Origin of the sequence: Bradyrhizobium yuanmingense, assembly GCF_029167105.1 — a bacterium.
Classification (GTDB): Bacteria; Pseudomonadota; Alphaproteobacteria; order Rhizobiales; family Xanthobacteraceae; genus Bradyrhizobium; species Bradyrhizobium yuanmingense_A.
The window spans coordinates 115,829-129,183 of record NZ_JARFML010000007.1; the positions used below are offsets into that span (position 1 = coordinate 115,829).

At 64.2% G+C, this 13,355-nt stretch carries 18 protein-coding genes; 8 read left to right on the forward strand and 10 right to left on the reverse strand.

What is annotated here, in order from left to right; translation table 11 throughout:
- Positions 1-44 precede the first annotated feature (44 nt).
- The 3 genes from P0R31_RS11515 to P0R31_RS11525 all read right to left on the reverse strand — a co-directional run bounded on the left by P0R31_RS11515 (position 45) and on the right by P0R31_RS11525 (position 1,739).
- Positions 45-464, reverse strand: a complete 420-nt coding sequence (locus P0R31_RS11515; protein ID WP_275514149.1) for a hypothetical protein — start codon at positions 462-464, stop codon at positions 45-47.
- Positions 465-600: 136 nt separating this feature from the next.
- The gene (locus P0R31_RS11520) at positions 601-1,191 is read right to left on the reverse strand and encodes a hypothetical protein (protein ID WP_275514150.1); all 591 of its coding nucleotides are present in this window, start codon (positions 1,189-1,191) and stop codon (positions 601-603) included.
- Between the two features lie 143 nt (positions 1,192-1,334).
- Positions 1,335-1,739, reverse strand: a complete 405-nt coding sequence (locus P0R31_RS11525; RefSeq protein WP_275514151.1) for a DUF4260 domain-containing protein — start codon at positions 1,737-1,739, stop codon at positions 1,335-1,337.
- Positions 1,740-1,879: 140 nt separating this feature from the next.
- On the opposite strand from P0R31_RS11525, the gene P0R31_RS11530 reads away from it, so the two are divergent.
- Entirely contained in the window at positions 1,880-3,412 is a 1,533-nt protein-coding gene (locus tag P0R31_RS11530) for an acyl-CoA carboxylase subunit beta (RefSeq protein ID WP_025036964.1), read from the forward strand.
- Positions 3,413-4,016: 604 nt separating this feature from the next.
- A complete protein-coding gene (locus tag P0R31_RS11535; RefSeq protein WP_275514152.1) occupies positions 4,017-4,364 on the forward strand; it encodes a hypothetical protein in 348 nt (115 codons plus the stop codon).
- Positions 4,365-4,484: 120 nt separating this feature from the next.
- Here the strand turns inward: P0R31_RS11535 and P0R31_RS11540 are convergent, their stop codons facing one another.
- Both P0R31_RS11540 and P0R31_RS11545 read right to left on the reverse strand, forming a co-directional pair.
- Positions 4,485-4,637 carry a hypothetical protein gene (locus P0R31_RS11540; RefSeq protein ID WP_193374987.1) on the reverse strand — a complete coding sequence of 51 codons (153 nt, stop codon included), beginning with the start codon at positions 4,635-4,637 and terminating at the stop codon, positions 4,485-4,487.
- A gap of 75 nt (positions 4,638-4,712) precedes the next feature.
- Entirely contained in the window at positions 4,713-5,366 is a 654-nt protein-coding gene (locus P0R31_RS11545) for a glutathione S-transferase family protein (RefSeq protein WP_275514153.1), read from the reverse strand.
- A gap of 130 nt (positions 5,367-5,496) precedes the next feature.
- Here P0R31_RS11545 and P0R31_RS11550 point away from each other — a divergent pair, with 130 nt between their 5' ends.
- Both P0R31_RS11550 and P0R31_RS11555 read left to right on the forward strand, forming a co-directional pair.
- Positions 5,497-5,811 (forward strand): hypothetical protein, encoded by a 315-nt coding sequence (locus P0R31_RS11550; RefSeq protein ID WP_275514154.1) that lies wholly within the window; start codon positions 5,497-5,499, stop codon positions 5,809-5,811.
- A gap of 140 nt (positions 5,812-5,951) precedes the next feature.
- On the forward strand, positions 5,952-6,236 hold the full coding sequence (locus P0R31_RS11555; protein ID WP_275514155.1) for a twin-arginine translocation signal domain-containing protein: 285 nt from the start codon (positions 5,952-5,954) through the stop codon (positions 6,234-6,236).
- A gap of 153 nt (positions 6,237-6,389) precedes the next feature.
- Here the strand turns inward: P0R31_RS11555 and P0R31_RS11560 are convergent, their stop codons facing one another.
- The 3 genes from P0R31_RS11560 to P0R31_RS11570 form a co-directional block, all read right to left on the reverse strand.
- Entirely contained in the window at positions 6,390-6,644 is a 255-nt protein-coding gene (locus tag P0R31_RS11560; RefSeq protein WP_275514156.1) for a GCG_CRPN prefix-to-repeats domain-containing protein, read from the reverse strand.
- Positions 6,645-6,838: 194 nt separating this feature from the next.
- Complete coding sequence (locus tag P0R31_RS11565) at positions 6,839-7,849, reverse strand: alpha/beta fold hydrolase (RefSeq protein ID WP_275514271.1); 1,011 nt, start codon at positions 7,847-7,849, stop codon at positions 6,839-6,841.
- A gap of 139 nt (positions 7,850-7,988) precedes the next feature.
- Positions 7,989-8,687: a winged helix-turn-helix domain-containing protein gene (locus tag P0R31_RS11570; RefSeq protein WP_275514157.1), complete on the reverse strand. Its 699-nt coding sequence runs from the start codon at positions 8,685-8,687 to the stop codon at positions 7,989-7,991.
- Positions 8,688-8,896: 209 nt separating this feature from the next.
- On the opposite strand from P0R31_RS11570, the gene P0R31_RS11575 reads away from it, so the two are divergent.
- The 3 genes from P0R31_RS11575 to P0R31_RS11585 all read left to right on the forward strand — a co-directional run bounded on the left by P0R31_RS11575 (position 8,897) and on the right by P0R31_RS11585 (position 10,493).
- Entirely contained in the window at positions 8,897-9,205 is a 309-nt protein-coding gene (locus P0R31_RS11575; RefSeq protein ID WP_271503091.1) for an NIPSNAP family protein, read from the forward strand.
- 76 nt (positions 9,206-9,281) lie between these two features.
- Positions 9,282-9,632 carry an antibiotic biosynthesis monooxygenase family protein gene (locus tag P0R31_RS11580; protein WP_275514158.1) on the forward strand — a complete coding sequence of 117 codons (351 nt, stop codon included), beginning with the start codon at positions 9,282-9,284 and terminating at the stop codon, positions 9,630-9,632.
- 51 nt (positions 9,633-9,683) lie between these two features.
- Positions 9,684-10,493 carry an isocitrate lyase/PEP mutase family protein gene (locus P0R31_RS11585; RefSeq protein ID WP_275514159.1) on the forward strand — a complete coding sequence of 270 codons (810 nt, stop codon included), beginning with the start codon at positions 9,684-9,686 and terminating at the stop codon, positions 10,491-10,493.
- Positions 10,494-10,651: 158 nt separating this feature from the next.
- Here the strand turns inward: P0R31_RS11585 and P0R31_RS11590 are convergent, their stop codons facing one another.
- A complete protein-coding gene (locus tag P0R31_RS11590; RefSeq protein WP_275514160.1) occupies positions 10,652-11,041 on the reverse strand; it encodes a hypothetical protein in 390 nt (129 codons plus the stop codon).
- A 157-nt stretch (positions 11,042-11,198) separates the two neighbouring features.
- Between P0R31_RS11590 and P0R31_RS11595 the strand changes: the two genes are divergently transcribed.
- Positions 11,199-11,843 (forward strand): trimeric intracellular cation channel family protein, encoded by a 645-nt coding sequence (locus P0R31_RS11595; RefSeq protein ID WP_275514161.1) that lies wholly within the window; start codon positions 11,199-11,201, stop codon positions 11,841-11,843.
- Between the two features lie 55 nt (positions 11,844-11,898).
- On the opposite strand, the gene P0R31_RS11600 is transcribed toward P0R31_RS11595, so the two are convergent.
- Positions 11,899-13,146, reverse strand: a complete 1,248-nt coding sequence (locus P0R31_RS11600; RefSeq protein ID WP_275514162.1) for a c-type cytochrome — start codon at positions 13,144-13,146, stop codon at positions 11,899-11,901.
- Positions 13,147-13,355: the final 209 nt, after the last annotated feature.

A 13,355-nucleotide genomic window follows, 5' to 3' on the forward strand; every position in this document is an offset into this window, starting at 1 on the left:
GCAACCTGTTCGCAAACGGTCAATTTAATGCGTGCGGTTGCACGTCAAGCCGGCACCTGAACCTCGGTCGTCGCAATCAGACGCCAATCGGCGAGCGCGGCAAAGCGGTGGGGTTCGGCCTCACGCCGGTAATCGGAGCTCGAGACGATGGCTCGAAAGGTCGCGAAGTCCGGGTAGCGAACGATTGCGGCGTCGTGCCAGGCTTCGCCTTGCGCTGCCACCAGCAGAGCTCCGACGGAGCCAAGCCAAGTCGGCGTGACCCCCAGCGGAAGCGCGACCTTGCGAAATGCGGGGACATAGCGCGCGTAATAGGCTTCGCGGCCGCTACAGGCCGCAAGCTCGGATTTGTCCGGGTACAAGGCCTCATCCCGATAGCGCAGCAGATTGAGCATGAAGATGGGTTGATCGCCGGGCAGGCCCGAGCCTGCCATTTCGAGTGAGGCATTGTCGATATCGACGAACATTGTTCTCTCCGGTCGTGGGTTCTTGCTGCGAGCTGATATCGCTTCAGACGCCCGGCGGTGTAGTGGCTTCGATGTCACGGCTATGGTGACGCCGTGGCAACACCACGCAGCACCTGTTTCGGTCGCCGGGCGGCGTTCAGGTGCGGTCAGGCTTTGCCTGCAGCACGCGGTCGATCGCGAAGCCGCCGATCTCGCTCATGGCCTGCGAGATCGGATCGCCACGCCGGGCAAAGCCGTTCGAGAGATAATCGAATTGCGTTCGCGCCAGCCGCAGCACCTCGATCGGCACCGAGACCGCGGTCTCGTTGAAGCTGTCGACGGAGGCGCGCAAGCTGTCGAGCTCCGTCGTGAGCTTGCCGATATGTCTCTCGGCATGCTGCATCAGCTCGAGCAGCTTGCCGCGTTCGGCATCGAAGGCGGAGCGCTCGGCTGCGGTCGCGGCGGTGAGCTCGGCGACCTGTGCCCGCAGCGCCGCGATCTGGCCGGCCATGGCGTCGGAGGCGAGTTCGGCGGACTCGCGCATCTCGGCGTTGCGCGTGCTCTCTTCCTGCGCCTGATGATAGAGCCGCTCGGCCGACATCGCCCGCTGGCTCAGCGTCTCGATCATGTTGGCTGCGCGCAGCAGCATCTCGCCGTTCCGCCCCGACACCATGCCGGCCATGCGGCGCAGGAAGTCGATCGTTTCGGACGCTGGGTTCGGCGGCAAGGGGACGACCGTCGCGGACATCTCGGTGATGCCAGTAGGTAGATGCTGGAGCCAGGGATCACCGCCGTACCGACTGGGCTCACGCAACATTCGGCGCCTGACCTGACTCGGAGCAAGCCTGAATCGGTCGGCCCGGTCAACCGGCCGGGCTGCCAAATTTGAGGTCAGGAGTCCTTCTGCCGCCCGATCCGCCCCAGGTGTGTGAAGCCGAATCCGGCGGAATATTTCAGGCCGTAGCCGAGCGCCCGGTCGATGCCGATATGGGCAAGCCAGATCAGGGCGATGGAGAGGGTGAGGGGCGAGGCGAGGGCGAAGCCCAGCGTCAGCAGCGCCACCGGTGCCATGTAGCTGTGCGCGGCGTTGTAGACTATCGCGCCGAACCTGGCGTCGGACAGGTAGGCCAGGAAGCTCAGATCGGGCACGAAGAACAGCAGGGCAAACACCAGCCACGACCCGTCCCAGGCCGCATAGAGCGTCACCATCCCTGCAAACAGGGTCAGGCCCTCCAGCCGCAGCAGGATGTTGACGCCGCCTGTCGCAGCGCCCGTCTCGGCTGTTCCTTCGCTCACGCTCGCCTCCTGGGCAAAACTTTGTAATTCCTTGCGCTTTCCCGCTACGGCAGGGCAGCCCTGCGACGGCGAAAGCGGCTTTCCGGGCCGCAAAATGCCGTGTTAGAACCCGCCCATCACTTAAGAACTGGCGGGAGCAAATGAAACACATCCTGGACGCCCTTGAAGATCGTCGCGCCGGCGCAAAGCTCGGCGGCGGGGAGAAGCGCATCGAGGCGCAGCACGCCCGCGGCAAGCTGACGGCGCGCGAGCGCATCGAGCTTCTGCTCGACAAGGGATCGTTCGAGGAGTTCGACATGTTCGTCGAGCACCGCTCCACCGAGTTCGGCATGGAGAAGACCAAGGTGCCCGGCGACGGTGTCGTCACCGGCTGGGGCACCGTCAACGGCCGCAAGACTTTTGTCTTCGCCAAGGACTTCACCGTGTTCGGCGGCTCGCTGTCGGAGACGCACGCGCTCAAGATCACCAAGTTGCAGGACATGGCGATGAAGGCGAGGGCGCCCATCATCGGCCTCTATGACGCCGGCGGTGCCCGCATCCAGGAAGGCGTCGCGGCGCTCGCCGGCTATTCCTACGTGTTCCGCCGCAACGTGCTCGCCTCGGGCGTGATCCCGCAGATCTCCGTGATCATGGGCCCCTGCGCCGGCGGCGACGTCTATTCGCCGGCGATGACCGACTTCATCTTCATGGTGAAGAACACCAGCTACATGTTCGTCACCGGGCCAGACGTCGTGAAGACCGTGACCAACGAGGTCGTCACCGCCGAGGAGCTCGGCGGCGCCTCGGTGCACGCGACGCGCTCCTCGATCGCCGACGGCGCCTTCGAGAACGACGTCGAGACGCTGTTGCAGATGCGTCGCCTGATCGACTTCCTGCCCTCCAACAACACCGACGGCGTGCCGGAATGGCCGAGCTTCGACGACATCGAGCGGGTCGACATGTCGCTCGACACGCTGATCCCCGACAATCCGAACAAGCCCTACGACATGAAGGAGCTGATCCTGAAGGTCGTGGACGAGGGCGACTTCTTCGAGATTGCGGAAGCCTTCGCCAAGAACATCGTCACCGGCTTTGGCCGCATTGCTGGCCGCACCGTCGGCTTCGTCGCCAACCAGCCGATGGTGCTGGCCGGCGTGCTCGACAGCGACGCCTCACGCAAAGCGGCGCGCTTTGTTCGTTTTTGTGATGCCTTCAACATACCGATCGTCACCTTCGTCGACGTGCCGGGATTCCTGCCCGGCACCGCGCAGGAATATGGCGGCCTGATCAAGCACGGCGCCAAGCTTTTGTTCGCCTACTCGCAATGCACCGTGCCGCTCGTCACCATCATCACCCGCAAGGCCTATGGCGGCGCCTTCGACGTCATGGCCTCCAAAGAAATTGGCGCCGACATGAACTACGCCTGGCCGACGGCCCAGATCGCGGTAATGGGCGCCAAGGGCGCGGTCGAGATCATCTTCCGCAGCGACATCGGCGACCCCGACAAGATCGCCGCCCGCACCAAGGAATACGAAGACCGCTTCCTGTCCCCGTTCATCGCCGCCGAGCGCGGCTATATCGATGACGTCATCATGCCGCACTCGACCCGGAAGCGCATCGCGCGGGCGCTTGCGATGCTGAAGGACAAGAAGACGGAAATGCCGGCGAAGAAGCACGACAATTTGCCGTTGTGAGGGTGGAGACGTCGGTGGCAATCTGGCGTCGACGATCAAGATCGTGGCGGAACGCCAACGGATGGTGCGCCCTGATATTGGGCGTGTTGTCCGCAGTCCTGGCGATGGGCATATCGTGCTTCGCACAAGACAGCGAGTTGACCGTTACGGTCCGAACGCCAGAAGAGACCGTTATCGAAGGTTACGCCGACGCCGACAATAGCTGCGCGCCGGTCGAGCTTCCCCGGCTCTTGCTCATGAAGTCACCAGAGCATGGGTTCGTCTGTTACCGTGTTGAGGACTTCGAGGTGGCGGGCGACTCTGGAACGGATCGAGCTTGTATTGGACGCTGGGTTCGCGGCATAAGCGTTTTCTACATGGCTCGACCTGGTTACAGCGGGCCCGATAGCCTACGATACGAAGCGATCACCGATCATAGGCGGGACCGAGTGGATGTTCGCGTGAGGGTGTTGCCAAGCTCTGCAAACGATTCTCACGCACCGGCCGTGGCTGGGAATTCTTCGGGCGAGCCAGCTATGTCGATTGGGCCTATCCCTACTTGCGTTGCGCCGGTGTCCTAGACACCTGAAGTCATTGTCCCCCGATTTGCTCGCTCACAGATCTCATGACCGAAGACGATCCGACCGACGAAATCTCCGACATCGAAGATCGGATCGAGCGGTTAGCCGAGATCGCTGAGCGCTGCCGGAAGTACATCCTGGCGTCCAAGATCGCGATCGGCGGCGGGGCGGCGCTGCTGCTCGTGACGATCCTCGGTGTGTTCGGATTCGGTCAGACCGCAGCGCTTGGATCAATCGCCCTGGTGCTGGGCGGGATCGTCTCGCTCGGCTCGAACGTCTCGACGCTGCGGCAGACGGAGGAGGCCATCGGTGCTGCGGAGGCGCGGCGGGCGGCGTTGATCGGCAGCATCGATCTGCGCCTCGTCGCCGATGCACCGCTGAAGCTGATGTGAGGTGTAGGGTGGATTGGGAAGCGTAATCCACGAAGGTATGCGTCATCGGATGGAGAAGTGGCGGATTACGCTATCGCTAATCCGCCCTACGCATCAGACGCCTCCAGCGCCCAGCAAGCCTCACGCGGCCTGCTTGACTGTCAGCTCCGACAATTCGGCGCGGCATTCGGCGGCGTAGGCCTGGAGCCGATCGGCGGTCTGCCGGTCGAGGATGGCTTTGGCCAGCCGCTCGGCGCGGGCGATCTGTCGCTTGAGATATTCGATGCGGACCATGGGTCACCTGTCGAATTGAATCGTTCCACTGCCGGCGACTCTATGCCAGCCGCAGGATCCATTATGTGAGGCACATCACGCCCCGCGCGCCTGATCCGCCGCAGCGAAATGCGCCAGCTGGTCGGCGTGGGCTTTGGCAAACGCCGGACGTCCGGTCGCGCGCGCGACGTAGGCGCGGCAGGCAGGACTGTCCGCCAGCCCGTTGAAACCATCGACGACGCGCAGCACGTCCGCCATCAGGATGTCGGCGACGGAGAAGGAGCCCACCAGCCATTCGCGGCTGCCCAGCACCGGCTCGAGATGCTTGAGCCGAAGTTTGAGGAAGTCGTCCACGAATTTCCATGCTGCCGTGTCGGTCGGATGTCCCATGAATTTCGACATGCCCCAGGGAAGGCTGGCCATCTCCACCGAATTGAGCGCCGCGAACACCCATTCGGTCGCTTCAGCACGGCCGCGCGGGTCTTTTGGCATCAGCCTCTCGCTGAGGCCGCCGAGATGCAGCAGGATCGCGCCGGTCTCGAAGATCGAGAGCTCGCCATCAGTCAGCCACGGCACCTGGCCGAACGGCTGGTGGGCGAAGTGCGCAGGCCCGCGGTTGTCGAATGGCACGCTGGCGACGCGATAGGGCAAGGCGGCTTCTTCGAGGGCCCAGCGCACACGGAAGTCGCGTACGAAGCCTCGCGGCGCTGCGGGAACCCAATCGAAGGTGGTCAGGGTGAGGTCGGCCATTTGCTGTCTCCGTGTGCCGGTTCAATGCAAAGGACGAACGAAGGGAGCCCATTCCGACACCGGCGGCGACTCTTTTTGTCGCAGGCGACGGAAAGCGGTTAGTCTTGTTCAAACAACAGGAGGAAATCCGATGCCAGCCGCCTTCTTCGTCGTTCGCGCCGTCGTTCCCGACGCCGAAATGCGCGCTGCTTTCGACCGTTGGTACGAGACGGAACATCTGCCCGACGCGGTGAAGGCTTTCGGCGTGAGCAAGGCGTGGCGATTCTGGAGCCTGGACGATCCCTCGCTGCACCAGGCGATGTATCAGTTTGATGACGAGGCCAATCTGAACGCGATGCTGAAAGGTGACGCGCTAAAGAAGCTCGTCGCCGATTTCAACCGCGACTGGCCTGACGTGAAGCGCTCGCGCGAGACGCTGGTGCTGGCGCAGGAGTTCGCGACGTAGCGAGATCCTGTAACCCGGATGGAGTTACGAATTCTTCATTCGGCTCGCAAGAATCTGAACGCTGGCTTCAGCTTCGGTTCATGGCGTTGCAGCGACATTCCTTCTGCATCACAAGCACGATGATCCAAGAAGGAAGAACCATGGAGCGCCGGAACTTTTTGAAACTTGCATTCGGCATTACGGCGGGAGCCGCTGCCTTTGCCGCGACTGCGCAGGCGGCGCCGCTGTCTCCGCAGCCGGTCGGTGATCCCGCTCGCATGCCGCAAGGCAATGCCGACGCTCATCCTGCGGTCACCACCAGCGAGGAAGCTGCGCAGCTCGCTCCCGAGCAGGTTCACTGGCGTGGGCGTGGCCGCCACTGGGGCTGGCACCGCCGTCATTGGCGCCGGCATCGCCGGCGCTGGCACCGTCGCCATTATTGGTAAGCTCGCGACCATTCGCGGACTCGACGGGGATCGCCGCTGGCGGTCCCCGTTTCGATTTGGGGCGTGCTCCGGTTCCGCGGCGGACAGATCTTCAGCAACAAAAATGGCCGCGCAGGCTTGCCGCGCGGCCATTTTGCAACGGGATGGAGAAGATCAGTACGGGCGGCAGCGGCCGGCGTACCAGCGGAAGCCGTAGGGGCACACGCGCGCACGCGGCACGACGACGACTGGCGCCGGGGCGACTACCACAGGGGCGGGCCGCACGACCACCGCGCCACGCATCGGGCGGCACTGACCATAGGGGCCGCGATAAAACCCTCGGCCGCAGCCCTCGGCGGCGCTGGCCGCCTCGCTGAAACCGACGACGGCCGCGCTGGCGAGCATGACGGCGGCTAACAGGTATTTCATTTTTGATCTTCCTTCTTGTCCTTTGGGGGCAGGCTTCGGGGGATGGCGCTTGTGGCGCACAATGAATCAAGAGACACGATTCGACACGTTAAATCTCGGACGTGCCGACACGTCGCGATCCAAACCTGCCAATCATGACCTGAATGCGGCATGAACGTTCCCCGCCTTTGGCCTCGGACGACACGCAGCTGTCGCTAGCGGCCGAGAAAGCCCAGCACCAGTTCCTTGTACGTCTCCGGTGCCTCAAGGAAGACGAGATGGCCCGTGTCGGGGATCACCTCGGCCCGCGCGTTCGGCATCTTCGCGGCGAGCTGCTTCGCAAGCTCTGCGTTCTGCCCCATCTTGGCCCGCAGCGCTTCCGGCGCGAGCGGCCGGCCCGGTGCGTTGTGGTCGTCCGCGCCCATGATGAACAGCGTCGGTGTCGCGATCAGCGGGATCTCGTGCGCCACCGGCTCGCGATAGATCATCTGGCCGGAAGAGACGAAGGCGCGCAGCCAGCGCGGATAGTCCGGGCTGCCCTTGATGTTGAAGCGGGCCTCGATGAACGGCGTGATCGCCTCGGCCGGCAGCTTGATTGCGTAATTGGTCTGGAGCTGCTTGCGATAGCCGTCGGCGGTGAGCTTGTCCTCGGTCTCGATCATCCTCTCGGTCGGCGTCGGCGGCACGTAGAGGCGGTAGTCCTCGAGCCCGATCGGCGCGGTCAGCACCAGATGGACAAGACGGTCCGGATAGGCGCGGGCGATGCGCACCCCTAACATGCCGCCGAGCGAATGCGCGACGATCTCGGTCTTGTCGATCTTGAGGTGATCGAGCAGCGCAATGGTGTTGCGCGCCAGATTGTCGAAATGCAGCTCGCCCGCCGGTTTGGAAGACTTGCCGAAGCCGACCTGGTCCGGCACCACGACGCGATAACCGGCCTCGCTCAGCATCTTGATGACAGGCGCCCAATAGCTCGACGGAAAATTGCGCCCGTGCAGCAGCACGACTGTGCGGCCGTTCGGCCGTGCCGCGGCGACATCCATATAGGCCATGCTGAGCTGCTCGCCGTCGTTGACGACGGGGAGCAAGTGCACGGGGTAGGGATAGGCAAAGCCTTCGAGCGCGATGCCATAGGGTTCGCGGGGCGCGGCATCGGCGGCGTGGGTCGCTGTGAGTTGGGACGTAAGAAGGGCGGCAGCGAGCGCGGCCAGGAAGATGCGGTTCATCACGGTCTCCGTCATGCCCGGGCTTGTCCCGGGCATCCACGTGCCAGCCGCAGTAAAGACGTGGATGGCCGGGTCAAGCCCGGCCATGACGAGAGTGCGCATTCACACGCAAACGTGTGATTTCACGCAGCCTGTGTGATCAGTCCTTCCCACCGCCGAACAGCGCAGCGAACTGCTTCTCGCCGGTACGGGTGAAATTCACGACGCGGCTGCCGGGCGTGGGATCGCGCGCGGCCCATTTCAGCTCGGCGAAGCGTTGCATCATGGCCGCGCCCAACGTGCCGGCGAGGTGGTGCCTCCGCTCGCTCCAGTCGAGGCAGGCCTTGCACACCGGGCGGCGCGGATGGCTGAGCATGTCGGGCGAGATCTGCAAGTGCTTGGCGAGAAAGCGCTCGCCCTCCGCCGTCAGCTCGATCTCCTGCTTCCTCTGCCTGACCAGATGCCGTTCGCGCAAGGAGTCCAGCATCTGCACCCCGAGATCGCCGGCGAGATGGTCGTAGCAGATCCGCGCGCGCCGCAGCGCCGGATCCTTCGGCCCGGTGCGCACGCGCATATGGCCGGTCCGCGCGGCAAGGCCGGCGAGCCCCTCGAGCACGCCGGCGACGTCGTCGTCGGTGAGGCGGTAATAGCGGTGGCGGCCCTGTTTCTCCGGCTCGATCAGGCCGCCGGCCTCGAGCTTCGACAGATGCGAGCTCGCGGTCTGCGGCGTAATGCCGGCCTCCTGAGCCAGCTCGCTCGCCGTGAGCGCACGGCCGTTCATCAGCGCCGTGAGCATGTTGGCGCGGGCGGGGTCGCCGACCAGCGAGGCGACCATGGCGATGTCGGGCCCTGATTTCATGCTTCGATGGTAACCGAAGCGTTGGTGTCGGGCAAGGGCGTAGCGTGTCACAACGAACACGTCATTGCGAGCAGCGCAGCCGTAAGGTTGGGCAAAGGAGCGCAGCGACGTGCCCACCAATCGTCGTTGCTGACAAGGGACGTGGGCACGCTTCGCTTTGCCCACCCTACGAGACTTTGCTTGCTGCAACGATCAATCAGGAGCCCATCATGTCCGTCACCGTCTTCATCCGCTACCAGCTCGATCCCTTCAAGCGCGCGCAGTTCGAGGAATATGCGAAGCGCTGGCTCACCATCATCCCGAGATGTGGCGGCGAGTTGATCGGCTACTTCATGCCGCATGAGGGCACCAACAACATCGCCTCCGCCCTGATCTCGTTCGAGAGCCTGGCCGCCTATGAAGCCTATCGCAAACGGCTGCGCGCCGATCTCGACGGCATGGCAAACTTCAACTTTGCGGAGGCGGAGAAATTCATCCTCGCCGAGGAACGCACCTTCCTGCGCAAGGTGGTATTGTAGGTCCGCGCCAGCATGATCCGGAAAAGTGCAGTGCGGTTTTCCGAAGGAGATCATGCTCAAATGAGAGGAGACGCCCATGATCGCCGTGATCTTCGAGGTCTGGCCCAAGCCGGAACATCGCCAGGACTATTTCGATCTCGCGGCCGATCTGAGGCCGCTGCTGCAGACCATCGACGGCTTCATCTCGGTCGAGCGCTTCGAGAGCCTGACCGAGAAGGGCAAGATCCTGTCGGTGTCGTTCTGGCGCGATGAGGCGGCAGTCGCCGCCTGGCGCAACACCATGGAGCATCGCCGCACCCAGGCCAGGGGCCGTGCAAAAATCTTCGCAGATTATCATCTGCGCATCGCCAGCGTGATTCGGGACTATGGCATGACCGACCGCGAGCAGGCCCCGAAGGACAGCCGCGCGGTGCACGACGCGCACTAGCGGACTCGAGAACGCGCGCCTATCTCTGCGCGGCCAACAAGGGAGAGAAACATGCATGTGACGACCGCTGACAAGCGCGCGACGTTCAGGAAGATGCACGAGAGCGGCTGCTTCATCCTGCCCAATCCGGTCGATGTCGGCAGCGCGAAAGCCTTGCAGCATCTCGGTTTCAAGGCGATCGCGTCATCGAGCGCGGGCTTTGCCTGGACCATCGGCAAGGCCGACAATCACGTCACCGTCGAGGACGTCTGTCAGCATCTGGCAGCATTGAGCTCGGCTGTCGACATCCCCGTGAACGCCGATTTCGAGGGTGGCTTTGCGGTCGAGCCCGACAAGGTCGCGGACAATGTCGAGCGCGGTGTGCGCACCGGCGTCGCAGGCCTGTCGATCGAGGATTCCACCGGCGACAAGGACAAGCCGCTCTACGACCACGTGCTCGCGGTCGAGCGTATCAAGGCCTCGCGCAAGGCGATCGGCGACAGCGGCACGCTGCTGGTCGGCCGCTGCGAGGCCTATCTGTGGGGCGTGACCGATCTCAAGCTCGTCATCGACCGGCTCACCGCCTATGCCGATGCCGGCGCCGACTGCCTCTATGCGCCGGGTCTGAAGAGCCGCGAGGACATCGCCGCGGTGGTGAAGGCTGTCGCACCGAAGCCGTTCAATCTTCTGATCGGCGGCTCCGGCCTGTCGTTGCAGGAAGCGCAGGATCTCGGCGTGCGCCGCATCAGCGTCGGCGGCTCGCTCGCCCGCGCCGCCTGGGGCGGCTTCATGCGCGCGGCCAAGGAGATGGCGGAGAAGGGGACCTTCACCGAGCTCGGCGGCGGCTATCCCGGCGGCGAGCTCAACAAGATGTTCGACTAGAGCATGATTCGGAAAAGTGCGTAGCTGTTTTCCGAAAAGATCATGCTCAAACAATAACCTAAAGCGCGATGACGATTCATCCTAATCGCATCGCGCTTTAGCCAGACGAAAGCGGCGGGATGTTGCATCCCGCCGCTCTCGCGCATTACTACGAAATGTTACTTCGCGCCCTCGGACGGAGCTGGCGTCGTCGGGGCCGGCCTGTTCGGCGCTGCGCCCGTGGTCACGCCCGGCTCGGTGTTGCTGCGCGGCGTCACGTCACGCATGCCGGGAGGCGCGGCCGGATTGGTCGGCTGCGTCTGCGCCGTCTGCGAGGCCGAGGTGTTGCTGGCCTCGTTGGTGGTGCTGGAATTGTTCAAGCCGTAGAACACTGCGCCCAGCACCAGGGCGACAGCGACCGCGAACATCGCGATCTTGCCGCTGGAGGCGGGGCCTTCCCCGAGCTCGGGATCGGCCTGCAGGTCGGCATCCCGGCGCGCCGCGCGAGAGTACTCATCGTCGGCGAGGTTCGGGCGGTACGGATCGTTGGGAAAACGGTCGTCTGCCATCGATTGGTCTCCTCGGTTATGACCCCGGGACAACCCTCAGGTGCGAGATTCTGTTCCGCCGCCTTGATGCTTTCGTCGCATGTTGCCTCGGTGCGGGGAATCGGGAACCGTTCCATGGGAACCCGCGCCTGAAGGGTCACGGGGGAGGGAACTCGCGATGTGGAGTCTGCCGCCTACGGATAGCGTGCTGCATTTCCTGTCGCTGGCCGCGGTGGCGGCGCAGGGCATGACGGCTGCGCTCGCTGCCGGACGCCGCAGCATGGATTGGCTGGGCGTCTGCTTCCTCGGCTGCATCACCGCGCTCGGCGGCGGCACGTTGCGCGATCTCTTCCTCGGACATTATCCGCTGGCCTGGGTGCAGAACCCGATCTATCTCGCGCTCGCCGGCGGCGCCGCCTTCCTCACCATCCTGTTTGCGCGTGTCGTGCACCGGCTGAAGGTCGCCTTCATCGTGCTCGATGCCATCGGTCTCGTCGTTTTCACCATGACCGGCTGCGACGTGGCCTGGCAGATGGGTGCCTCGCTGCCGATCGTCATCGTCTCGGGCATGGTGACGGGCTGCGCCGGCGGCGTGCTGCGCGACGTGCTCTGCAACGACGTGCCGCTGCTGTTTCGCTCCGAGCTCTATGCCAGCGTCTCGGTGGTGACGGGACTGTTCTATGCGACCGCGTTCGGTCTCAAGCTCAACGCTGAGCTCTGGACCATCCTGACCTTCGTCGTCGGCATCAGCTTCCGCCTGCTTGCGGTGCGCTACAAATGGGAGATGCCGAAATTCGTGTTCACGGGGGATGAAGAGCGGTGAGCGCTGTCGCGCGCGAATGGCGGATAGCGAATGGTTCTGGGCCATTCGCCACTCGCTATTCCCCATTCGCCTCTCGCTTCCTCGCCTTCGCCACCTGCGCCGGCGTCACCAGCAGGCCGGCATTGCCCCAGGAATTGCGGATGTAGTTCGTCACCGCGGCGATCTCGGCGTCGGACAGCTGCTTGGCGTAGGCCGGCATCTCGCCGGTGTTCGGCGCGCGCGGCGTCGTCACGGTGTGAGCGCCGTCGAGGATGATGCGCAAGGTCGAGGACGGATTGTTCGATTGCAGCAGCGCATTGCCCGGCAGCGGCGGATAGATCCGTGGCGCTCCCGTGCCGTCGGCCTCGTGGCAGGCGATGCAGAGCTTTGCGTAGACCGCCTGGCCGACCTTCATCTCGGCTGCGTCCGGCGGCGTCACGATGGTCTCGCGCCGGGCCGGCGGCAGGCTCTTCAGATAGGTCGCGATCGCGCGCACGTCGGCATCGCTCATCTTCGAGGTCGAGTTGACGACGACCTCCGCCATCGGCCCGCCGGCGTGGCTTTTGGCATTGCGCCCGGTTTGCAGGTACTCCGTGATATCAGCCTCGCTCCAGGATTTCAGCCCGGTGCGCGCGGCGCCATCGAGCCGCGGTGCGAACCAGCCGCCGATCTCGTTGCCGGACAGCGCCTGTGCATCGCGGTCGGCGCCGAAATAATTCTTGGGCGTGTGGCAGGCGCCGCAATGGCCGAGCCCGGTGACGAGGTAGCCGCCTCTGTTCCAGGCCGCGCTCCTGGTCTGGTCCGGCTCGAACAGGCCGGGCTTGAAATACATCGCGTTCCAAAGCCGCATCAGGCCGCGATAGCCGAACGGCCAGCGCAGCTCCGGCGGTTTGTTGCGGCTGGTGACGGGCGCCAGCGTGCCGAGATAGGCGCGGATCGCCAGCGTGTCGTCCTTCGTCATCTTCGTGAAGTAGGGGTAGGGAAACGCCGGGTAATAGTTCGAGCCGTCGGGCGCGACGCCGGTGCGCAAGGCGCGGGTGAAATCGGCATCCGTCCAGGTGCCGATGCCGGTCTCACGGTCCGGCGTCAGGTTCGGCGCATAGATCGCGCCAAAGGGCGTGTCGATGCGCTTGCCCCCCGCGAACGGTTTGGCCGGATCGGCAGTGTGGCAGCCCGCACAGTCGCCGGCCTCGGCCAGCGCCTTGCCATAGGCGATCAGCTCGGGCGATGGTCCGGCGGCGCCGGCCGCGCTTGTGACCGTACTTGCAACCGCACTGCACAACGCCAGGCCCACAAGCGCCAGCCCCGTCAGAATCGTCCGCATCGACAGCCTCTCCTGCGACCCATCAACCCTACCCGCGTGAAGGGAGGCGTCGATTCATTTCGCAACGATGGGGGTATGGTGACACAAACTGAAAATCGCCAACGTGTTTCAGGCCACGAAATTGCGATTTTTACCCGAGGCCTCCTTTGGTCCAATTTTGTGATGCGGAGCATGAAATATCCGACATAGAGTGGCGGAGGTGGTCGGCG

Coding starts and splice junctions, on each gene's coding strand:
- P0R31_RS11515 (WP_275514149.1), bottom strand. CDS start 464: ATGTTCGTCGATATCGACAATGCCTCACTCGAAATGGCAGGCTCGGGC.
- P0R31_RS11520 (WP_275514150.1), bottom strand. CDS start 1,191: ATGTCCGCGACGGTCGTCCCCTTGCCGCCGAACCCAGCGTCCGAAACG.
- P0R31_RS11530 (WP_025036964.1), top strand. CDS start 1,880: ATGAAACACATCCTGGACGCCCTTGAAGATCGTCGCGCCGGCGCAAAG.
- P0R31_RS11535 (WP_275514152.1), top strand. CDS start 4,017: ATGACCGAAGACGATCCGACCGACGAAATCTCCGACATCGAAGATCGG.
- P0R31_RS11540 (WP_193374987.1), bottom strand. CDS start 4,637: ATGGTCCGCATCGAATATCTCAAGCGACAGATCGCCCGCGCCGAGCGG.
- P0R31_RS11545 (WP_275514153.1), bottom strand. CDS start 5,366: ATGGCCGACCTCACCCTGACCACCTTCGATTGGGTTCCCGCAGCGCCG.
- P0R31_RS11550 (WP_275514154.1), top strand. CDS start 5,497: ATGCCAGCCGCCTTCTTCGTCGTTCGCGCCGTCGTTCCCGACGCCGAA.
- P0R31_RS11555 (WP_275514155.1), top strand. CDS start 5,952: ATGGAGCGCCGGAACTTTTTGAAACTTGCATTCGGCATTACGGCGGGA.
- P0R31_RS11560 (WP_275514156.1), bottom strand. CDS start 6,644: ATGAAATACCTGTTAGCCGCCGTCATGCTCGCCAGCGCGGCCGTCGTC.
- P0R31_RS11565 (WP_275514271.1), bottom strand. CDS start 7,849: ATGAACCGCATCTTCCTGGCCGCGCTCGCTGCCGCCCTTCTTACGTCC.
- P0R31_RS11570 (WP_275514157.1), bottom strand. CDS start 8,687: ATGAAATCAGGGCCCGACATCGCCATGGTCGCCTCGCTGGTCGGCGAC.
- P0R31_RS11575 (WP_271503091.1), top strand. CDS start 8,897: ATGTCCGTCACCGTCTTCATCCGCTACCAGCTCGATCCCTTCAAGCGC.
- P0R31_RS11580 (WP_275514158.1), top strand. CDS start 9,282: ATGATCGCCGTGATCTTCGAGGTCTGGCCCAAGCCGGAACATCGCCAG.
- P0R31_RS11585 (WP_275514159.1), top strand. CDS start 9,684: ATGCATGTGACGACCGCTGACAAGCGCGCGACGTTCAGGAAGATGCAC.
- P0R31_RS11590 (WP_275514160.1), bottom strand. CDS start 11,041: ATGGCAGACGACCGTTTTCCCAACGATCCGTACCGCCCGAACCTCGCC.
- P0R31_RS11595 (WP_275514161.1), top strand. CDS start 11,199: ATGTGGAGTCTGCCGCCTACGGATAGCGTGCTGCATTTCCTGTCGCTG.
- P0R31_RS11600 (WP_275514162.1), bottom strand. CDS start 13,146: ATGCGGACGATTCTGACGGGGCTGGCGCTTGTGGGCCTGGCGTTGTGC.